The sequence below is a fragment of the Polaribacter sp. Asnod1-A03 genome, from assembly GCF_045063585.1.
In the GTDB taxonomy this organism is placed as follows: Bacteria; Bacteroidota; Bacteroidia; order Flavobacteriales; family Flavobacteriaceae; genus Polaribacter.
Genome location: NZ_JBEFOE010000009.1, coordinates 1,545,001 through 1,565,153, shown reverse-complemented (window position 1 = coordinate 1,565,153; position 20,153 = coordinate 1,545,001). Strand labels below are relative to the sequence as shown.

Here is a 20,153-nt window from a genome sequence, read left to right as displayed (position 1 = left end):
AGCAAGATACAAAGTTTATGAGATTTTTTTTAATAGTATTAATGGTTTTATTTGTTTTTTTTTCATGTAATAAAGAAAACTTAAAAGAAATAAACACATCTAACATTCAAATAAATTTAAAAGTAGATAGATTTGATGTTGATTTTTATACTTCTGATAAGAAAAGCTTAGGTCAAATCAAAAATAAATACCTTTACTTATTCCCTAAAGAAATAACAGATAGTGTTGCGTTAGATAAGGTCAATAGTAAAGAAGAGCAGGAGTTGTTTTTAGAAACTCAAAAATTATATAAAGATTTTTCTGAAAATGAAAGAGAACTAATATCCTTGTTTAAGCATATTAAATATTATAATCCTAATTTTCATGCTCCTAAGGTAGTTACAATGTTATCAAATATTGATTATAACAGTAGAGTTATTTATGCAGATAGTTTATTATTGATTTCTCTAGATGTTTATTTAGGAAAAGATCATCAGTTTTATTCTGATTATCCAAAATATATAAAAGAGAATAATACAAAGAAAAATATAATTGTTGATGTAGCAAATACTATTATAGAAAAGCAATTATTACCAACAATTGATAGAACTTTTGTAGAAAAGATGATTTACGAAGGAAAAAAAATGTATTTATTAGATATGTATTTACCTAATATATCAGATAAATTAAAAATAGGATATTCTAAAGAGAAGCTTAGTTGGAGTATTAATAATGAAGAAGAAGTTTGGAAATATTTTATAGATAGAAAATTATTGTTTAGTACAGATTCTAAATTGAATAAGCGGTTTTTAGATATAGCTCCTTTCTCCAAATTTTATTTACAACAAGATAGTCAATCTCCTGGTAGAATAGGAGTGTGGTTTGGTTGGCAAATAGTAAAGTCTTTTATGCAGAATAATGATGTATCTTTGCAAGAATTATTAATAATTGATTCGCAAGAATTATTCAATAAATCAAAATATAAGCCTAAAAAATAATGTCAGTAAAACATAATTCACAAATTAATTTTGAAATAGGATTAGATGAAAATAAAGTGCCAGAAGAGATTTCTTGGACAGCAAAAGATGGAGGTATAAATAAAGCAGAGTCAAAAGCAGTTATGATTTCTGTATGGGATCATAAGCAAAAAGATACTTTACGTATGGATTTATGGACTAAAGATATGCCAGTAGATGAAATGAAACAGTTTTATCACCAAACATTAGTATCTATGGCAGATAGCTTTGAAAGGGCTACTGATGATCAAAAAATGAGTGCAACTATGCGAGATTTTTGTGAATATTTTGCAGAAAAGTTAGAACTTAAAAAGTAAAATAAATTTTTTACTTAAAAAAATTAATAAAAAAAGAGAGACTATTATAGTCTCTCTTTTTTTGTTATAATTCTCTAATCATTAACTGTCTAATGTCTTAATTTCTACTCTTCTATTTAACTGTCTTCCTCCTTCAGTATCATTAGAGAACTTAGGTCTAGATTTTCCAAAACCTTTGGATTCTAATCTTTCTTTAGGTATTCCTTGTTCAATCATGTATTTAACAACACTTGCAGCTCTTCTTTTAGATAAATCTAAGTTGTAGTTATCATTACCCACATCATCTGTATGACCTTCAATAAGGAATTTAACATCTGGAATTTTTTTCATTAATGTGATAATTTCATCAATGGTTGTGTAAGACACAGGTTTAATTTTATCGCTATTTGTATTGAAATTAATACTAGCAGCTAATAAATTAATTTGTTGATTAATATTATTATTAATTGTAGTTGCTTGTTTTGGACAACCATTATTTTCAATAACTCCTGGTGTATTAGGGCATGCATCTTTATCATCAGTAATACCGTCTTTATCAGTATCTATAAGAACTGGGCATCCTTCATTAGAAAAAGCACCATATATTAATGGACATTTATCTTGGTAGTCAGGTAATCCGTCTTGATCAGAATCAATAGCTTTACCATTACCATAAACCAATACTCCTGCAGGTGTATTAGGTTCTACATCTAATTGATCCATTACACCATCTTTGTCTGTATCTTTAATTCTTGTTCCACTATTTGTATTAGCTTGTTTATCATCTCCCCATATAGCAAAAACTTTTTTCTTACCTAATTTTACAACTGCACCAATACTAGTTACAAAAAATGTTTCCCAATCTTGCTTGTTGGATATTGCAGCGTCTAAATGATCTTCGTAATTAAAATAGATACCTGTTCTAAATTCTAAATCTACTCGCTTACTAATTCTTCTTTTAAGTCCGAACTGCCCCGATAAATATATAGAACTGGCCTTGCTAACACTATTTCTAGCTTCATTGTGACCAAAATCCACTAAAAGATTATCTTCACCTGTTGAATTTATTTCGTACAAGGCAGAATCATATTGATGATATCCTACACCAAAATATCCTGCAGCATTCCAATTTCTAGTTGATGTTTGATATAAGTTTGTAAAATTTAATATTAAGTTTAATTCGGCACCCAAAGCTTTTCCTTCAAACCTCATATTGTCTCTAATAACTGTATTATCAACATACAAAAGTTCATAGACATCAGAGAAATACTGTGCTCCTCCTGAAATTTTTGAATAGGTAGCTTTAAATTCTAAACCTAATAAGGGATTAAACATTTTGTCTACGTATGCAAATACCCCAAAATTTAAATAGTTAGTGTCATCACTAGTTCCTATCGAACGCATGTCTCCATGCATAATAAAGTTACTAAAACCTCCACCAACTGCCCAACTATTACTATTTTCTAAATTAATAGTTCTTGCGTAAGTAATTTCATTTGTGGTAAACTGGGCGTATGATTTTGCAGTAATAAGAAAGGTAAGTACTGTTAATAAAAAAATTCTCCTCATTTTATGATGTTTTTATAGTTTTAACAATTGGGGGAGGCATTTAACTGTACAAAGGTATATTTTTTTTTTAATAAAACTTTATTTTATTAAGAATGTATTTGTAATCAATACGATTTTTAACAAAATCTAAATCAGATACATCAATAATTAAGATATTAAGATTTTTTTCGGTGTTTATAAAGTTTTTATATCCATTATGGATACTTTTTAAATAAGAAATTTCTATATTTTGCTCATATTTTCTTCCCCTTTTTTTGATGTTTTCTAATAATCGTTCAGTATTTTGATATAAATAAATATATAAATCTGGTTTTGTAATTTCCTTATACATCAAATCAAACATTTTTCTATATAATTGATACTCTTCTTTTTGTAAAGTAACCTGAGCGAAAATTAAAGACTTAAAGATATAGTAATCTGATATAATAAAGTTTTTAAATAAGTCGAATTGAGCTAAATCATCGGTTAGCTGTTGATACCTATCTGCCAAAAAACTCATTTCTAGGGGAAGAGCATAGCGTTCTTTATCTTCGTAAAATTTTGGTAAAAAAGGATTGTCAGCAAAACGTTCTAAAACGAGTTTTGCATTAAATTCTTCAGACATCATGTTAGATAAAGAAGTCTTTCCTGCGCCAATATTACCTTCTATAGCAATGTAGTTATATTTTTCTGTAATAGGTATTGGTCTTTCTAACGGACAATTGGTTATTAATACTTCAGAAGAATCTGTGCAATTTTGTAGACAAATAGTTAATGTTTTTTTTTCTATTGGATGAATAACATTACTTGCTATCTCAACCAAAGGAACTAAAACAAATTTTCGTTCTAGCATTTTAGAATGAGGAACAATTAAGTTTTTAGAAAATATAATTTCATTATCGTATAATAAGATATCAATATCAATATTTCTAGAGGAGTATTCAAGAGAATCATTGCGTTTCCTTCCTAATTCAGTTTCAATACTTAAAAGGACATTTATCAATTTTTCAGGTTGATGGTAGGTAGTAGCTTTTAAACAAATATTAAAAAAATCATCACCATCAAAACCCCAAGAACCAGTTTTGTATACAGAGGATATTTTTTGAATAGAACCAACTTTATCTGCAATTATATTAATTGCATTTTGTAAATTTTCAAGTTTATTGCCTTGGTTTGTTCCTAAAGATAGATATGTAGTTCTTTGAATTTTCATAAAGTCTACAAAGAAAATAAAAGGATTTAGATAATCTGCTCTTAAACAAAAAAAATCGCCAAAAATAATTTTGGCGATTTTTAAAATATAATTAACTACTGAATTTAATCTTCTTTTCTTTCTCTAGGTTTTCTATCGTCACGTCTGTTATCTCTTCCACGATTATCTCTACCTCTGTTGTTGTCTCTACCACGATTATTATCTCTTGGTGGTCTTGCTACATAACCTTCTGGTTTAGGTAACAATGCTTTTCTAGATACTTTTTCTTTACGAGTTCTTGGATCTAAACCAAAGTACTTCACATCAAAAACATCGCCCATATTTACAACATCAGTAACGTTTTCTGTACGTTCCCAAGCTAATTCACTTACGTGTAATAAAACTTCATTTCCTGGAGCCTCTGTATATTCTACAACAGCACCAAAGTCTAACATTTTAATTACTTTAACTTCATAAGCGCTACCAACTTCTGGCTTAAACAACATAGATTCAATTTTAGCAATAACTGCTTCAATTCCTTCTGGTTTTGTACCTAAGATTTCAATAATTCCTTCTTCAGTTACAGGGTCTTCAGTAATTACAATTGTAGTTCCTGTTTCTTTCTGTAATTCTTGAATGTGTTTACCACCTGGACCAATAAATGCACCAATCATATCGTTAGGGATACGTCTGTTAATCATTTTTGGAGCGTGAGCTTTTACTTCTACATTAGGCGCAGCAATAGTATCTGTTAATTTACCTAAAATATGTAAACGACCATCTCTTGCTTGTTTTAAAGCATTTACTAAAATTTCGTAAGAAAGACCTTTTACTTTAATATCCATTTGGCAAGCAGTAATTCCGTCTTCTGTACCAGTTACTTTAAAGTCCATATCTCCTAAGTGATCTTCATCACCTAAAATATCAGATAAAACAGCATAACGATCACCATCAGAAATTAATCCCATTGCAATACCAGAAACAGGTTTCTTTAATTTGATACCAGCATCCATTAATGCCATTGTACCAGAACATACTGTTGCCATAGAAGAAGAACCGTTAGATTCTAATACTTCTGATACAACTCTTACTGTGTAAGGACAATCAGCAGGAATCATTCCTTTTAATGCTCTTTGTGCTAAATTACCATGACCAACTTCTCTACGAGAAGTTCCTCTTAAAGGACGCGCTTCTCCTGTACAAAAAGGAGGGAAGTTGTAGTGTAAATAAAATGTTTCTTCACCTTCGTAAGAAGCCATATCAATTTGATTTGCTTCTCTAGAAGTTCCTAAAGTTACGGTTGCTAATGCTTGTGTTTCTCCACGAGTAAAGATTGATGAACCATGTGTTGATGGTAAATAATCTACCTCACACCAAATTGGTCTAATATCTGTAGTTTTACGTCCGTCTAAACGTAAACCTTCAGCTAAAGTTAATTCTCTAACTGCATTTTTTTGTGCCTTGTTGAAATATTTTCCAATCAATCCACCAAAATCAGCTAATTCTTCTTCAGAAAAAGTTGCTATAATTTCTTCTTTTACTTCTGCAAAAGCATTTGTACGTTCTACTTTAGAAGTTCCTTTTTTAGCGATTTCATAACATTTATCGTATGCTAAATCGTTAACTTTTTTCGCTAATTCTTCATCTTCTCTTTCTGGTTCGTACTCACGTGTTACTTTTTTACCAAAAGCTTCTGCTAAACGAACTTGAGCAGCACATTGTACTTTAATAGCTTCGTGTGCAAATTTAATTGCGTCTGCCATTTCTTCTTCAGAAATTTCATCCATTTCACCTTCAACCATCATTACAGAATCAGCTGATGCTCCAATCATCATATCGATGTCAGATTCTGCTAATTGTGCTCTATTTGGATTGATTACGAATTCTCCGTTAACTCTTGCAACACGTGCTTCAGAAATAGGAGTTTCGAAAGGAATATCTGATAATTGTATTACTGTTGATGCTGCTAAACCAGCTAATGCATCTGGCATTACATCTTCATCATGAGACATTAATTGAATCATAACTTGTGTTTCTGCGTGATAATCTTTTGGGAATAATGGGCGTAAAACACGGTCTACTAAACGCATTGTTAATACTTCTCCATCACTTGGTCTTGCTTCTCTTTTGAAGAAACCTCCAGGATAACGTCCTGCGGCAGCAAATTTTTCTCTATAATCTACTGTAAGGGGTAAAAAATCAACGTCAGATTGTTTGTAGTTAGATACTACAGTACATAATAACATTGCTTTTCCCATTTGAACAACAACTGAACCGTGTGCTTGTTTTGCTAATTTACCGGTTTCTAATGAGATAGTTCTTCCATCTCCAAGGTCTATTACCTCTCTAAATACTTTTGGAATCATAAAATTTTAATTCTATTTTTAATTTGTTTGTTGTTGTGTTGCGGTTTGTTGTTAAAATGGAAATTCAAAAGGGTTGTTACTTCTTTTGATTTTTTTATTAAGATTCTGTTTGTTAAGCAGAATTAAATACTTTTTAAAAATAAAAAAGAGGCACGTTTATAGAGCCTCTTTTGTAAGAATTATTTTCTAATTCCTAATTCTTTAATAATTGCACGATATCTATTGATTTCTGTTTTCTTTAGATAATCTAATAAACTTCTACGTTTACCAACTAACATTACTAATGAACGTTCAGTGTTAAAATCTTTACGATTTTTCTTTAAATGTTCAGTTAAGTGGTTGATTCTGTGCGTAAATAACGCAATTTGACCTTCTGAAGAACCAGTATCGTTTTTACCTTTACCGTGTTTTTCGAAAATGCTTTCTTTTACTTCTTTAGTTAAATACATTCCAATATTATTTAAATGATTTTTATGTATATCAATGATGTTTTCATTGAAGCTGCAAATATATAATTATTTTTTTAATAAAAATCAAAGTAAAGCTGTTCTTTTATGCTTCTGCTCTTACAGCTATATTCTGTATTAAATCGATATATAAGTTTACTTGTTTTTTTAATTCTTTACGCTCATAAATAGCATCTAAGAAACCGTGTTCTAATACAAATTCTGATCTTTGAAAACCTTCTGGTAAATCTTTACCTGTAGTGTCTTTTACAACTCTTGGTCCGGCAAAAGCAATTAAAGCATTTGGCTCTGCAATATTAATATCTCCTAACATTGCATAAGAAGCTGTTGTACCACCAGTTGTTGGGTCTGTACATAAAGAAATATATGGTAATTTAGATTCTGCTAGTTGTGCTAGTTTTGCAGATGTTTTTACCATTTGCATTAATGAAAGTGATGCTTCCATCATTCTTGCTCCTCCTGATTTAGAAATCATTAAGAAAGGTAGCTCATTTTTTATAGCATAATCTATGGCTCTTGCTATTTTTTCTCCTACAACAGATCCCATAGATCCGCCAATAAAAGCAAAATCCATTGCTGCAATTACAATGTCTTTTCCTAAAGATTTACCAATAGCTGTTCTAATAGCATCTTTTAGTTTTGTTTTTTCTTGAGCAGATTTTAATCTATCTGGATATTTTTTTGTGTCTTCGAATTTTAAAGGATCTTTAGCCGTAAGATTAGCATCCAATTCTTCAAATTTATTGTTGTCAAAGAAAAGCTCGAAATAATGCTTACTTCCAATTCTTACATGATATCCATCTTCTGGACTTACGTATAGGTTTCTTTTTAATTCTTCTGTATCTATTATTTTTCCACTAGGAGTTTTATACCATAAACCTCTTGGAGTATCCTTTTTGTCTTCTGTAGAAGTCTGTATTCCTTTATCCTTTCTTTTAAACCAATCCATTATAGTTATTAAGTTTTTTTAGTTCTATTTTTAGAAATAGAAAGTAAATTAGAATGACAAATGTAAAAGTTTTTTTTTAAAGTTTACTTTTAGAAATTTAAAGTCATAAAAAAAAGCACCTTGAAAGAATCAAAGTGCTTTTATCTTAAAAGAATACTTCTATAAAGTATCTATATTGTTTAAATCTTCAAAAGCTTTCTTTAAACGGGTTTTAAAAGTTTCTTCACCTTCACGTAACCATTTTCTTGGGTCGTAGAATTTTTTGTTAGGTTGGTCAGATCCATCAGGGTTACCAATTTGAGTAGCTAAATAATCTGCTTTACCTTGCATGTAATCTCTAATACCTTCTGTAAACGCAAATTGCAAATCAGTATCAATATTCATTTTAATAACACCGTAACCAATTGCTTCTCTAATTTCTTCTAAAGTAGAACCAGATCCTCCATGAAATACAAAATCAATATGATTTTCTTCTACACCATACTTTTTAGTTACAAACTCTTGTGAGTTTTTTAAAATTTTTGGAGTTAATTTTACATTTCCTGGCTTATAAACACCATGTACGTTTCCAAAAGCTGCTGCAATTGTAAATTGAGGAGAAACTTTTAATAACTCTTCATAAGCATAAGCAACTTCTTCTGGTTGTGTGTATAGTTTAGAATCATCTACATCAGAATTATCAACACCATCTTCTTCTCCTCCTGTAATTCCTAATTCAATTTCTAAAGTCATACCCATTTTACTCATACGAGCTAAATAAGTTTTACAAATCTCTATATTTTCTTCTAATGGTTCTTCTGATAAATCTATCATGTGAGAACTATAAAGAGGTTTACCTGTTTCTTCGAAATGTTTTTCTGAAGCATCTAATAAACCGTCTATCCAAGGTAATAATTTTTTTGCACAGTGATCTGTATGTAAAATTACAGGAACTCCGTAAGCTAAAGCTAATTCATGAATATGTTTTGCACCAGCAATACCACCAGCGATAGCAGATTTTTGTCCTTCATTAGATAATCCTTTACCTGCATTAAATTGAGCCCCACCATTTGAAAACTGAATAATAACAGGAGAGTTTAAGTCTCTAGCTGTTTCTAAAACAGCATTTATTGTATTAGATCCAACAACGTTTACTGCTGGTAATGCAAATCCTTTTTCTTTTGCAAGATTAAAAATGTTTTGAACTTCTTGTCCAGTTGCTACACCTGGTTTGATATTGTGACTCATATTTATTTTTTTTATTCATTAATTTACTCCTCCAAAAATACTAAAAATACTGCTTAATATTAGTATAAAAAGCGAAAACGTTATAGGTTTTAATGTAAATTTTAGAAAGGATAATTGATACCTATATTGTAAACAGCATCTCCAAAATTATAGTTTTTAAGCCATTTATTACCAGTTAAATAAGGTTCGTAGGTTTTAAAACCAATATCTAATCTTAAAATTAAAAAACTAAAGTCTAATCTTGCTCCAAAACCAGAACCTACTGCAATATCCTCTAAAGAAGAAACTCCATTAAAGCTAGCATTATCATCTACAAACTCAGAACCTGTAATATCCCAAATGTTACCAGCATCAATAAATAAAGCACCTTTTAATTTGCTAATTATATCAAAACGATACTCTGCACTTGTAAGAAGTTTAAGACTACCTACATTAAATTCTAAACCTGTATTTCTGCTTCCTGGGCCAAGTTCATAAGTTTGCCATGCTCTAATATCATTAGAACCTCCTGCGAAATAACTTTTAGTAAAAGGAATGTCAGAATTATCATATGGTATGATAGCGCCTATAAATGTTCTAATTCCAAAAACATCATTTGATCCTATATTCCAAAACTTCTTATATTCTATATCAGTTTTAAAATATTGAGCAAGAGGTATGTTTGCAAAAGTTTTTTTGTCATCAGAATTTGTTTCTTGTGAAATTAAACCAAAAACACCACCAGAATTTGCAACTCTGATTTTAAAGAATGAAAAATTATTATCACTAAAACTAATTTGGTTGTTGTAAGTGTAAGAATAAGCTAAAGTAGGTATTAAAAAATCTGATGTTATTATTTTGTATCGATTTAAAATATCTAAAGCTGTATTGTAATCATCTGGATTAGTTGTTTTAAAACTATTATCATTAGATACGGTATTCATAAAACTTAAAGCTTCTGAAACCTGAGTATCTATATCATCTGATAAAGGGTAGTTAGTGGAGGTGTTATTTACTTCATCATAAGTTTCTGCAACTTCATCGAGACTTGTAAATTCTGAGCTGTAAATGTCAAAATACCTATTGATATTTAAATTTTGAATATATTGTGTGTTAAAAATTTCTAATTGAATTGTTTTTTTTGAATTATACTGCCACTGATAATCTGATTGAAAAGTAAAGGTTTGTCTATCTAAACCAATATTTTTTTGAAAACTAGAACCTATAGAAAATAGTGTTCTAGGAGACATTTCTTTAGGAACTAAGTTGTTAAGTCCAAAAGGAGCTATAAGTCTTGGAAACTCTAAAGATGCATCTGCACCAATCTCCCAACCCGGACCACTTGTAGAGTTAAAATAAGAACCTAAAAAAGAAAGTTTTAAGAGTTCTGCACCTTTAAAAGCATTTCTGTTGGTTATAGAAAATTTGGCAGAACTACCAATGTTTCTAATATTAGAATGGGTTATTTCTGTTTCAAAACCTAAAGTATATTTTTCTAACGGAGTTAAAAAAATATCCATTATTAATTCATCACTTTTACCCGGTACTTGAGAAAAAATTAAGTTGGTAGATTTAAAGTTTTTAAGAGCTTTTAAATGATTTCTAGTTAAGTTTCTTAAGGTGTCTTTGTATATATTCCCTGGTTTTAGAAAAATTGATTCAGCTAAATATTTAGGATTATATTTTATTTTTCTGCGAGCTAAAAAGTTAATGCCTTCATAAGTAATTATGTTTGATGGAGTTTTATCTTTTTGTGTAAAAGAGTAATCTGTATTAACGTTTACTTTTGTTACTTTTTGCACCTGGTAAGGCTTGTTTACATATTGGCCTTGTTCTTCTTCTAATCTACTACCAGAAATTAAGAAATCTACGTTTGTTTTGTAATCTGTTCTTGTGGAGTCTACATAGAAACCCAATGCGGCTTCATTAAAATTAGAAACTCCATTATTTCTAAAAAGTTTTACAATTCTGTCAGCTTCGTTTCTAAAGGTTTTGTCGTTATATTGATCGCCAGTTGCTAAAAGCGACTTCGTTTTTGATGCTTTATAAATAGAATCTAAAATGTCAGATTCTATTCTAAAATTTATAGAATCCAAAACAGTTGCTTTTCCTTTTTTAACATGATATTCTACAGTTCCTTTTTTATCAATAGAATCTTTGTTTATTTTATAATTTACTTTAGATTTAAAATAACCTTCATTTTTGTAATAAGCAGATAAATTATTGACAGTATTTTTAATTTTATTAAGATTAATAATTACAGGTTCATCATAACTTAAAAACCAATTATTTAAACCTATAAAATAATTAGCGTATGCAATACTTTGTTTTTCTGAGAAAATATTCTTGATAAAATTATAAGATCTAATGTTTTTTTCTCCCCACACCGAAGGTGTTGTTGGTTTATTATGATCACCGATATTATGAAAATACAAACCAAAAGGCATATTTAAAAAACGTGGATTTGGTTTTTGTAATACATATTTTTGCAGTTCGCTATTTGTGTTTTTAACGCTATCAACAAAAATATAATTATGTGTAAGCATGTGTTGTCCCTCAATAACATGTTTTGTAGAATTACATGAAATTAAAATGAGTAAGAATAAAAATGATAAAGAGAGTTTTTTCATTAATTTAGCAAAGCTATCAAAATCAAAAATAGTATTTTTCGACGGTTTATTTTTATTTACAATCAATTAATGAGTATATCAAAAAATCAATTAAAATTAATAACAAGTTTATCTCAAAAAAAGTATAGACAAAAGCATAAATTATTTATTGCAGAAGGCGTAAAAGTTGTAGAAGAACTTTTAAACTCTTCATTTGAAGTTGAAAAACTTTTTTGTACTGGTGATTTTGTATCGGATTTATCTAAAGATAAAATTGTAAATATCTCTGAAGCTGATTTAAAAAAAGGAAGCACTTTAAAGACACCTAACAGAGTATTAGGTTTGTTTAAAATACCTGACGAAGATGTAATTAAAAACAAAGGTTTAATTGTTGCTTTAGATGCAATAAATGATCCTGGTAATTTAGGTACAATTATCCGTTTGTGTGATTGGTTTGGTGTTGATGAGTTAATTTGCTCTAAAGATACCGTAGATTGCTACAATCAAAAAGTTGTACAAGCAAGTATGGGTTCTTTAAAAAGAGTTTCTATTAAATATCTTGATTTAAAAAGCTATTTATTAGAAATCAATTTACCAACTTTTATTGCAGACATGGGTGGCGAAAATGTCTATAATACAAGTTTGCCCAAAGAAGGTGTGTTAATTATGGGTAACGAGGCAAATGGTGTGTCCGAAGAAATTAAAAATCTGATAAATCATAAAATCTCTATTCCTAGATTCGGAGAAACTAAAGAAACAGAAAGTTTAAATGTTGCCACTGCAACTGCTATTTTACTGAGTGAGTTTAAAAGAAATTATTAGTTTTTTAAATTTAATCTTTGGTCTACTCGAAAGCAAATGTTAGAAAAACACCACGAGTTGCAAAATAGTTTATTTGAGATGTATACGGGCTGTTAACATCGTTATCATATTGCAATTCGCTAGGTAAAGCAAAAACACCACGAATAGAAGGTGAAAATTTAAAGTAGTATAAATAAATATCAATACCTACACCAACTTCATACATGTAATTATGTGTTGTCGTTCTAAATTGTCCTTGAGAATTATCATCTCCATCTTCGTTACTAGAAAAATTGTAGTTGTAAGAAACTCCTCCTATTATATAAGGACGAATGTTTTTAAGTCTATCAGTACTAAATTTAAACAAAAGAGGAACGTGCAGATAAGTTGAGTTAACTTCTCTAATATCTCCATTTGTAAATATTCCAGAACCTAAAGTGTTGTTACCAAAGGTTATTTGTTTAGTATTGGTCATTAAACCTGGTTCTAAACGTAAGTTCAAGTTTTTATGTAAACGTAAATCAGCAATTAAACCAACATTAAAGCCAGGTGTAGCATCAATAGCTATAGTTGTACCTTGTATGTTTGAGTTATTTTTTAAACTATATTTAAAATCATTTTGATTTAAACCAAGGTAAAAACCATAGTGTATTTTCCTTTTATCAAAACTAGGTAAATAATCCACTCTATTTCTTTGTGCAAAAAAAGCTATGGAAGTGAAAATAAAAAAACCGAATATTATTAATTTCTTACTCATTATTTACGGGCAGTATAAATTGTAGCAACTCCAAAAGTTACAGGTTTGTCTTCTGTACTTGTAAACCCATTTTTTTGTAAAATATTGTTGAAAGCTTTACCGAAAGGAAAAGAATTTGCAGATTCAGATAAATAAGAATAAGCAACTTTGTCTTTAGAAAATAATTTACCCACTAAAGGTAAGAATAAGTTGGTGTATAATTTATAACCTTGTTTAAAAGGAAACTTTGTTGGATTAGAAGTTTCTAAAATAACCAAAACACCTGTAGGTTTTAAAACTCTAGCTATTTCTTTTATCCCTTTACTTAAGTTCGCAAAATTACGTACACCAAAAGAGACAGTAATTGCATCAAAAGTATTGTCTGCAAATGGCATTTCTTCAGAATCACCAACTACCATATCTATTTTATCAGAAAGATTAGCTCTTGCAATTTTTTGTTTACCAACTTCTAACATTCCTTCAGAAATATCTAAACCTACAATTTTATCAGGATTTAAAGAAGACATCATTAAAGCTAAATCTCCTGTACCTGTTGCAATGTCTAAAATCTTTTTAGGATTATTTCTACCAACAATTTCCACTACCTTTTTACGCCATTTTACATCAATCCCTAAAGAGATAACTCTATTTAAACCATCGTAGTTTTTAGAGATGTTATCAAACATTTGAGCAACTTGCTCTTTTTTACCAAGTTTTGAGTCTTTATATGGTTTGATGATTTTTGACATGTTTTTTATCCGTTTATTGCTATTACTTGGTTAACTTGATTTGGAAGCATTTCTTGTAGTAAGCTTTCTATTCCGTTTTTTAATGTTGCGGTAGAAGAAGGGCAACCACTGCATGCACCTTGTAAAACTACATTTACTATTTTATTTTCTTCATCATATGAACGGAAAGCAATGTTACCACCATCTCCAGCGACAGCAGGTTTAATGTATTCGTCTAAAATATCTGAAATTTGTGCAGAAATACCTTCTAATTGTATTTCTGGTTCTTGTGTTATTTCTACGGATGTAGATTTTTCTTGATTAGGTAATTCCTTAATAATCGTTTTACCTTCTACAAGGTATTCTCGAATAAAAGTTCTTACTTCGGCAAAAACCTCATTCCATTCTACCATATCATATTTTGTAACAGAAATATAGTTATCAGAAATAAAAACCTCTTTTACAAAAGGAAAATTAAAAATAGCTTGTGCTAATGGAGATGATTTACTTGCTTCATCAATATTTTTATATTCAACATCAGTTTGCGTTAATGCTTTGTTTGATCCAAACTTCATAACAGAAGGGTTTGGGGTAACTTCTGCATAAACTTCTATAGCTTCTTTTTTAGAAGAATTAGAAGTTTCGTTAACGACAATACCTTTGTCATTTAAGTAATCTTCAATTTGTTCTGCAACTTCGTCTTGTACGTCAGACCATTCTAAGATATCAAAACGTTGTATTGCAATAAAATTAGCTGTAATAAATATTTTTTTTACAAAAGGTAAATAAAATAATTGTTGCGCTAAAGGAGAATTTTTTGCTTCGTCTATATTATTGTATTCGTAACTACCACCATTAATTAAAATTTGATTTGTATTAAATTTTATAATAGTATTGTTCGTAGTTTCTTGTATAGTGATTTTTATGTCTTGCATGTGCTAAAAATTGATTTGCAAAATTAATGCAAAAAAGGGAAACAGAATTGTTTTTAGGTTGATAAATAATTATTCCGTTAGAAGAAATTTACTATTTCTTCTAACGGAATAAAGTATTGTTTTTTTAAGATTATAGATTTATGCTAAGTGTAGTTGTAAAAGTTCTATTATCTAATTCTAATTCAGCAGAATTTATATTAAACCCAGGGTAAAAATTATAAACACCAGTTTTGTTGCTGTCATTAAAAGCAAAGTCTAATTTAATGTTACCAAAATTGTAACCACCACCTATAGAGTATCCTTTTAAATTGTCTGAATCTAGTGCAAGTTTATCTGGATTTTGTTCAAATTTATAACCACCTCGTATGCTAAAATTATTTAAGCGCCATTCTGTACCTAAGTTAAAAGAATGAGTATTTCTTAATTCATTTTGAAAAAATTGATTTTCATCCCCAAAATTTGCGTTGCTTAATTCTATGTTTTGATAAGCTTTATTGATATAGTCTATACTAATTAAACCACTTTTTCCAAAAATATAGGCAGCACTTGCCGTAATTTTACTAGGTGTCTTTAATTTATACAAAAACTCTTGAGAAGGAAAAAAGTTATTTCCACCATTGTCTAAGTTGTTTGTATATGTAATATTGTCTTCACTAACCGATATTTCTGTATCGCCAAAATATCCATCATTATTAAGGATGTTTGTAGATTCTATTATTTCTGAATACCAAGTTGGTGTTTGATAAGATAAACCAAATCTAAAATTTTGATTTGCTTTATAAATAAAACCAAGATTTGCAGAAAAACCTGTTCCTACAGTAATGTTTTCTTGATAAAAATAAGCATCTAATTCATTTCCGTTTCCATCACTATTCAATTCTACGAGTTCATTTTTTTGGCTAAAATTTAAATCATAAAAATTTAAAGAAGCACCAACATATAGTTTGTTTTGATGAACAGAAGAGAACGCTATATTAAATTCAGTTGTTTCTCCTGTGTAATTATTATAAAAATATTGTTGATCACCAGTGTCGTATATTATAGGTGTGGTATTACTATCTAAAGGAAAATCTTGAAAAGTTGCAATACCGCTATTCCCTTGTGCTGAAAAACTATCTGTAAAATCTTTTGTAATTCTATAATTTAAACCAATAGCAAATTTATTCCATTGAGATTTGTAAGCAGAATCAAAAACGAGAACTGCACCTGCATTAGATATGTTAGTAAACTTATCATTTGTTTTAATAGAGTTGCCGTAATAATTGGTAGTAATATCAGAGTTTCTAGAGTTTACACTCCCAGAGAACATACTATTCTTAAAAACTGCAATTCCTGCAGGGTTTACATTTATTGCAGAAATATCGCCTCCTAATGCTCCAAAAGCACCACTCATTGCTTTAAAACGAGCTGTTCCGTTTTCGTCATCTTGAGAAAAAAGAATACTTAAATCTTGATATCCTAAAGATTGAGAATAAGAGGTTAAACCAGTTAAAGTAAGAATTGCTAATGCTAAAATTTTTTTCATAAGAATATTATTGAAACCTTTAATGTTTAAAAATTAAAATTTATCTCCCGCTTCTACCTCTAGACGAAGAAGATGATGATCTTCTTGATGTTCCACTACTGCTTCTAGAACTTCTTGTTGAAGAAGAACTTCTGGTTGAACTACTACTTCTGCTAGACGATGTATTGTAAGTTCTTCTGCTGTAATTGTTATTAGAAGATTTTGTTGGAGTAGTAGAACTTCTTCTTGTAGTAGATCTTGTGTTGTTTGTAGAATTAGTTGTATTTCTACTAGTACTAGTAGTTCTTCTTCTAACGGTGTTGCTAGAAGTTTGTTTTGCAGTTGTAGATCTTCTATTAGATGTTATATTTCTGTATTTAGAATTTGTTGTATTGTTTCTTCTTAAAGTATTATTGTAAGCCGTTCTTCTATTATAGTTTGTGTTTCTATAGTAGCGGTTATTGTATCTATTGTAAGCATATCCATAATTAAAATATGGGTTGTTAAAACCTAAATTCCATCCATAATAATAGTTGTGATAAGGATGCCAATAAGAACTGTAACCCCAAGTATTATAGCCCCAGTTATTGTAACCCCAATTGCTGTATCCCCATCGGTTAAACCCTCTATTATAGTTCCATCCATTATAATATCCATATCCATAATAATTATCCCAATATGGGTTAGGGTTTAAATTTAGATGTACAACTACATTATTTGTGTTTTCCCAAGGTTCATTTTGTTCGTAGATCTCTTCATCAATATTTTGTTCATCAGAATTATAATCATCAACATTTGTAAAAATGTCATTATCATTTATACCTTCTATATTGTTTAGTTTGTTTGTGTAGTAATTATCTTCGTATTCTTGAAATTCTTCTTCATTCACTACAGCAACTCTAGTTTCGTCTCCGTAAATACCGTCATTATTATATGCGCTTTGGTAAGTACCACAAGAAATTAATAAAATATTAGCAGTAAGCAGTAGTAATAGTTGGTTTAGATTAAGGTTTATATAACGTAGTTTCATAATGAATAGATTTTGGTGGTTATGGTTTAAAATACTTGAATTCTTGCTGAAAACTCTTTAAATTATTAGTAATTTTGTGTCGTTTTTAAAACAAGTATTAAATTTAACAAATATTTCACTTTAAAGGTAACAATTTTTGTGCCAAACTAATGATTATGAGTAAACATTTAACAAAACGAGCAGACGATTATTCTAAATGGTATAATGAATTAGTAGTAAAGGCTGATTTAGCCGAAAATTCTGCAGTTAGAGGTTGTATGGTTATAAAACCATATGGTTTTGCTATTTGGGAGAAGATGCAAGCAGAATTAGATAGAATGTTTAAAGAAACAGGACATGAGAATGCTTACTTTCCGTTGTTTGTTCCTAAAAGTTTATTTGAAGCAGAAGAAAAAAATGCAGAAGGTTTTGCAAAAGAGTGTGCTGTTGTAACTCATTATAGATTGCAAAACGATCCTGATAAGCCAGGTAAGCTACGAGTAGATCCAGAAGCTAGGTTAGAAGAAGAGTTAGTTGTAAGACCAACATCAGAAGCTATTATCTGGAATACATATAAAGGTTGGATTGAATCTTACAGAGATTTACCTTTATTAATAAATCAATGGGCAAATGTAGTTCGTTGGGAAATGCGTACTCGTTTATTTTTAAGAACAGCAGAGTTTTTATGGCAAGAAGGGCATACGGCTCATGCTACTAAAGCAGAAGCGATAGCAGAATCAAAACAAATGCAAGATGTTTATGCGGAATTTGCAGAAAATTTTATGGCTATGCCTGTTGTTAAGGGTGTAAAATCAGATAGTGAGCGTTTTGCTGGGGCCGATGAAACCTATACTATAGAAGCTTTGATGCAGGATGGCAAAGCGTTGCAGGCAGGTACAAGTCATTTTTTAGGTCAAAATTTTGCCAAAGCATTTGATGTAAAGTATACTTCTAAAGAAGGTAAGCAAGAATATGTTTGGGCAACTTCTTGGGGAGTTTCCACGCGTTTAATTGGTGGGTTGATTATGACGCATTCAGATGATTTAGGCTTGGTGTTACCACCTAAGTTAGCGCCAATACAGGTGGCAATTGTTCCTATATATAAAGGAGAAGAACAATTAGAAGCAATTTCAGGAAAAATAAATATAATTGTAAAAGATCTACGTAAAAAAGGTATTTCTGTTAAGTTTGATACAAGAGATACATACAGGCCTGGAGCTAAATTTGCAGAATATGAATTAAAAGGTGTCCCTGTTAGAATTGCTATAGGTAAAAGAGATTTAGAAAATGATACTTTAGAAATAGCTAGAAGAGATACTTTTGAAAAACAAACAATTGCTCAAGGTGATGCTGTTTCATTTATCGAAAACCTTTTAGAAGAAATTCAAGAAAATTTGTTTAATAGAGCAATTAATTTTAGAAAAGAACATACTACGGTTGTAGATGATTTTAAAGAATTTAAAAAAGCAATTAAAAATACAGGAGGTTTTGTTTCTGCACATTGGGATGGTACGGAAGAAACAGAGGGTAGAATAAAGGAATATACCAAGGCTACAATTAGGTGTATACCCAATGATACTAAGGAAGAAGAAGGTTTTTGTGTTTTAACAGGGAAACCATCGGCTAGAAGGGTGCTTTTCGCAAAAGCATATTAATTAGGTAAAGAAACTTTTTTTTATTTTTTTTCTAAAACTATTGTGAGAATTAAAAAACATTGTATATTTGCATCCGCAATTAGGAAGTGCTTAATTGTTATGGTCCGTTCGTCTAGGGGTTAGGACGCATGGTTTTCATCCATGTAACACGGGTTCGATTCCCGTACGGACTACAATGTTTTATTAAAAACAACAAATTAAAGTATTATGGCAAATCACAAGTCAGCATTAAAAAGAATCAGAAGTAACGAAGCTAAAAGGTTGCGTAACAAGTATCAGCATAAAACTACTCGTAATGCTGTTAGAGACTTGCGTATTGCAGAAGATAAGAAAGATGCAGAAACTAAATTAGTTAAAGTTATTTCTATGTTAGATAAGTTAGCTAAGAATAATATTATTCATAAAAATAAAGCATCTAATTTAAAATCTAAATTAACAAAGCACGTTGCTGCATTGTAAGATTAAAAACATAAGGAAATTTAAGACTCTGAATATAAGTATTCAGAGTTTTTTTTGTTTTAAATTTAAATCATATTCTTTTATTATAGTGTAGGATTGAGGTTTGTATTTTGATTTGTTAAGATGATTTAATGTGAAATGTATGTTAACTTTTTAATTAACACATACCGTAATTTATTTAATAATTGGATTAAGTCTGAATTACTGTGCCTAGTTATTGGTTTTTAACTGGTTTTATAATGTGTTTTTTATTGGTAATTAAGCGTTTTTTAAAAAAAAATAAATATATTTTTATAATGATTTCTTGTGGGAGTTAAAAAACATTGTATATTTGCACCCGCAATTAGGAATTCTTAATTGTTATGGTCCGTTCGTCTAGGGGTTAGGACGCATGGTTTTCATCCATGTAACACGGGTTCGATTCCCGTACGGACTACAAGTTTTAATAAAAGAAGTAATAAATTAAGAATTATGGCAAATCATAAGTCAGCTTTAAAAAGAATTAGAAGTAACGAAGCTAAAAGGTTACGTAATAAATATCAGCATAAAACTACTCGTAATGCTGTTAGAGATTTACGTGTTGTTGAAGATAAAACTGAAGCTGAAGGAATGTTAGTTAAAGTTGTTTCTATGTTAGATAAGTTAGCTAAGAATAATATTATTCATAAGAATAAGGCTTCTAACTTAAAGTCTAAATT

The 20,153-nt window shown here is 29.7% G+C and carries 18 protein-coding genes and 2 tRNA genes (1 of these 20 running past the window's edge); 8 read left to right on the top strand and 12 right to left on the bottom strand.

Translation table 11 applies throughout. The features are described from left to right. The first annotated feature begins 17 nt into the window (after positions 1 to 17). The gene (gene gldB / locus ACJJVY_RS07360) at positions 18 to 977 is read left to right on the top strand and encodes a gliding motility lipoprotein GldB (protein ID WP_405606426.1); all 960 of its coding nucleotides are present in this window, start codon (positions 18 to 20) and stop codon (positions 975 to 977) included. Continuing rightward, positions 977 to 1,312: a gliding motility protein GldC gene (gene gldC / locus ACJJVY_RS07355; protein WP_405606424.1), complete on the top strand. Its 336-nt coding sequence runs from the start codon at positions 977 to 979 to the stop codon at positions 1,310 to 1,312. Before gldB ends, gldC begins: the two co-directional genes overlap by 1 nt. Before the next feature lie 81 nt (positions 1,313 to 1,393). On the opposite strand, the gene ACJJVY_RS07350 is transcribed toward gldC, so the two are convergent. The 7 genes from ACJJVY_RS07350 to ACJJVY_RS07320 form a co-directional block, all read right to left on the bottom strand. Then, positions 1,394 to 2,860: an OmpA family protein gene (locus ACJJVY_RS07350; protein WP_405606422.1), complete on the bottom strand. Its 1,467-nt coding sequence runs from the start codon at positions 2,858 to 2,860 to the stop codon at positions 1,394 to 1,396. A gap of 67 nt (positions 2,861 to 2,927) precedes the next feature. Beyond that, positions 2,928 to 4,052: a 2-amino-4-hydroxy-6-hydroxymethyldihydropteridine diphosphokinase gene (gene folK, locus ACJJVY_RS07345; RefSeq protein WP_405606420.1), complete on the bottom strand. Its 1,125-nt coding sequence runs from the start codon at positions 4,050 to 4,052 to the stop codon at positions 2,928 to 2,930. Positions 4,053 to 4,156: 104 nt separating this feature from the next. After that, positions 4,157 to 6,397, bottom strand: a complete 2,241-nt coding sequence (locus tag ACJJVY_RS07340) for a polyribonucleotide nucleotidyltransferase (protein ID WP_405606418.1) — start codon at positions 6,395 to 6,397, stop codon at positions 4,157 to 4,159. A gap of 179 nt (positions 6,398 to 6,576) precedes the next feature. Next, entirely contained in the window at positions 6,577 to 6,846 is a 270-nt protein-coding gene (rpsO, locus tag ACJJVY_RS07335; RefSeq protein ID WP_405606415.1) for a 30S ribosomal protein S15, read from the bottom strand. Between the two features lie 103 nt (positions 6,847 to 6,949). After that, on the bottom strand, positions 6,950 to 7,813 hold the full coding sequence (gene accD, locus ACJJVY_RS07330; protein WP_405606413.1) for an acetyl-CoA carboxylase, carboxyltransferase subunit beta: 864 nt from the start codon (positions 7,811 to 7,813) through the stop codon (positions 6,950 to 6,952). Between the two features lie 159 nt (positions 7,814 to 7,972). Beyond that, entirely contained in the window at positions 7,973 to 9,040 is a 1,068-nt protein-coding gene (gene fbaA, locus ACJJVY_RS07325) for a class II fructose-bisphosphate aldolase (RefSeq protein WP_405606411.1), read from the bottom strand. Between the two features lie 101 nt (positions 9,041 to 9,141). Further along, positions 9,142 to 11,649: a BamA/TamA family outer membrane protein gene (locus ACJJVY_RS07320; RefSeq protein WP_405606408.1), complete on the bottom strand. Its 2,508-nt coding sequence runs from the start codon at positions 11,647 to 11,649 to the stop codon at positions 9,142 to 9,144. Positions 11,650 to 11,718: 69 nt separating this feature from the next. Here ACJJVY_RS07320 and ACJJVY_RS07315 point away from each other — a divergent pair, with 69 nt between their 5' ends. After that, positions 11,719 to 12,450, top strand: coding sequence for a TrmH family RNA methyltransferase (locus tag ACJJVY_RS07315; protein WP_405606406.1), 732 nt, complete (start codon positions 11,719 to 11,721; stop codon positions 12,448 to 12,450). Positions 12,451 to 12,472: 22 nt separating this feature from the next. Here the strand turns inward: ACJJVY_RS07315 and ACJJVY_RS07310 are convergent, their stop codons facing one another. From ACJJVY_RS07310 to ACJJVY_RS07290, 5 genes are all read right to left on the bottom strand, one after another. Beyond that, entirely contained in the window at positions 12,473 to 13,186 is a 714-nt protein-coding gene (locus tag ACJJVY_RS07310) for a porin family protein (RefSeq protein ID WP_405606404.1), read from the bottom strand. Next, a complete protein-coding gene (gene ubiE / locus ACJJVY_RS07305; RefSeq protein WP_405606402.1) occupies positions 13,186 to 13,914 on the bottom strand; it encodes a bifunctional demethylmenaquinone methyltransferase/2-methoxy-6-polyprenyl-1,4-benzoquinol methylase UbiE in 729 nt (242 codons plus the stop codon). Before ubiE ends, ACJJVY_RS07310 begins: the two co-directional genes overlap by 1 nt. A 5-nt stretch (positions 13,915 to 13,919) precedes the next feature. Then, positions 13,920 to 14,828 carry a NifU family protein gene (locus ACJJVY_RS07300; protein WP_405606400.1) on the bottom strand — a complete coding sequence of 303 codons (909 nt, stop codon included), beginning with the start codon at positions 14,826 to 14,828 and terminating at the stop codon, positions 13,920 to 13,922. 130 nt (positions 14,829 to 14,958) lie between these two features. Continuing rightward, positions 14,959 to 16,353, bottom strand: a complete 1,395-nt coding sequence (locus ACJJVY_RS07295; RefSeq protein WP_405606398.1) for an OmpP1/FadL family transporter — start codon at positions 16,351 to 16,353, stop codon at positions 14,959 to 14,961. 40 nt (positions 16,354 to 16,393) lie between these two features. Beyond that, on the bottom strand, positions 16,394 to 17,362 hold the full coding sequence (locus ACJJVY_RS07290) for a hypothetical protein (protein WP_405606396.1): 969 nt from the start codon (positions 17,360 to 17,362) through the stop codon (positions 16,394 to 16,396). A gap of 155 nt (positions 17,363 to 17,517) precedes the next feature. Between ACJJVY_RS07290 and proS the strand changes: the two genes are divergently transcribed. The 5 genes from proS to rpsT (ACJJVY_RS07265) form a co-directional block, all read left to right on the top strand. Next, the gene (proS, locus tag ACJJVY_RS07285) at positions 17,518 to 18,996 is read left to right on the top strand and encodes a proline--tRNA ligase (protein WP_405606394.1); all 1,479 of its coding nucleotides are present in this window, start codon (positions 17,518 to 17,520) and stop codon (positions 18,994 to 18,996) included. A gap of 101 nt (positions 18,997 to 19,097) precedes the next feature. Beyond that, positions 19,098 to 19,169, top strand: a tRNA-Glu gene (locus tag ACJJVY_RS07280). 34 nt (positions 19,170 to 19,203) lie between these two features. Continuing rightward, positions 19,204 to 19,455, top strand: a complete 252-nt coding sequence (gene rpsT / locus ACJJVY_RS07275) for a 30S ribosomal protein S20 (protein WP_405606392.1) — start codon at positions 19,204 to 19,206, stop codon at positions 19,453 to 19,455. A 364-nt stretch (positions 19,456 to 19,819) separates the two neighbouring features. Then, positions 19,820 to 19,891: transfer RNA gene (locus ACJJVY_RS07270), tRNA-Glu, on the top strand. A 35-nt stretch (positions 19,892 to 19,926) separates the two neighbouring features. After that, positions 19,927 to 20,153, top strand: the 5' portion of a protein-coding gene (gene rpsT / locus ACJJVY_RS07265) for a 30S ribosomal protein S20 (protein ID WP_405606390.1). The gene runs 25 nt beyond the window's last position; only the first 227 of its 252 coding nucleotides appear in the window; its start codon is at positions 19,927 to 19,929; the stop codon falls past the right edge of the window.

What these genes read in the sequence shown, in the direction of transcription:
- gldB (WP_405606426.1), top strand. Translation starts at nt 18, where the DNA reads ATGAGATTTTTTTTAATAGTATTAATGGTTTTATTTGTTTTTTTTTCA.
- gldC (WP_405606424.1), top strand. Translation starts at nt 977, where the DNA reads ATGTCAGTAAAACATAATTCACAAATTAATTTTGAAATAGGATTAGAT.
- ACJJVY_RS07350 (WP_405606422.1), bottom strand. Translation starts at nt 2,860, where the DNA reads ATGAGGAGAATTTTTTTATTAACAGTACTTACCTTTCTTATTACTGCA.
- folK (WP_405606420.1), bottom strand. Translation starts at nt 4,052, where the DNA reads ATGAAAATTCAAAGAACTACATATCTATCTTTAGGAACAAACCAAGGC.
- ACJJVY_RS07340 (WP_405606418.1), bottom strand. Translation starts at nt 6,397, where the DNA reads ATGATTCCAAAAGTATTTAGAGAGGTAATAGACCTTGGAGATGGAAGA.
- rpsO (WP_405606415.1), bottom strand. Translation starts at nt 6,846, where the DNA reads ATGTATTTAACTAAAGAAGTAAAAGAAAGCATTTTCGAAAAACACGGT.
- accD (WP_405606413.1), bottom strand. Translation starts at nt 7,813, where the DNA reads ATGGATTGGTTTAAAAGAAAGGATAAAGGAATACAGACTTCTACAGAA.
- fbaA (WP_405606411.1), bottom strand. Translation starts at nt 9,040, where the DNA reads ATGAGTCACAATATCAAACCAGGTGTAGCAACTGGACAAGAAGTTCAA.
- ACJJVY_RS07320 (WP_405606408.1), bottom strand. Translation starts at nt 11,649, where the DNA reads ATGAAAAAACTCTCTTTATCATTTTTATTCTTACTCATTTTAATTTCA.
- ACJJVY_RS07315 (WP_405606406.1), top strand. Translation starts at nt 11,719, where the DNA reads ATGAGTATATCAAAAAATCAATTAAAATTAATAACAAGTTTATCTCAA.
- ACJJVY_RS07310 (WP_405606404.1), bottom strand. Translation starts at nt 13,186, where the DNA reads ATGAGTAAGAAATTAATAATATTCGGTTTTTTTATTTTCACTTCCATA.
- ubiE (WP_405606402.1), bottom strand. Translation starts at nt 13,914, where the DNA reads ATGTCAAAAATCATCAAACCATATAAAGACTCAAAACTTGGTAAAAAA.
- ACJJVY_RS07300 (WP_405606400.1), bottom strand. Translation starts at nt 14,828, where the DNA reads ATGCAAGACATAAAAATCACTATACAAGAAACTACGAACAATACTATT.
- ACJJVY_RS07295 (WP_405606398.1), bottom strand. Translation starts at nt 16,353, where the DNA reads ATGAAAAAAATTTTAGCATTAGCAATTCTTACTTTAACTGGTTTAACC.
- ACJJVY_RS07290 (WP_405606396.1), bottom strand. Translation starts at nt 17,362, where the DNA reads ATGAAACTACGTTATATAAACCTTAATCTAAACCAACTATTACTACTG.
- proS (WP_405606394.1), top strand. Translation starts at nt 17,518, where the DNA reads ATGAGTAAACATTTAACAAAACGAGCAGACGATTATTCTAAATGGTAT.
- rpsT (WP_405606392.1), top strand. Translation starts at nt 19,204, where the DNA reads ATGGCAAATCACAAGTCAGCATTAAAAAGAATCAGAAGTAACGAAGCT.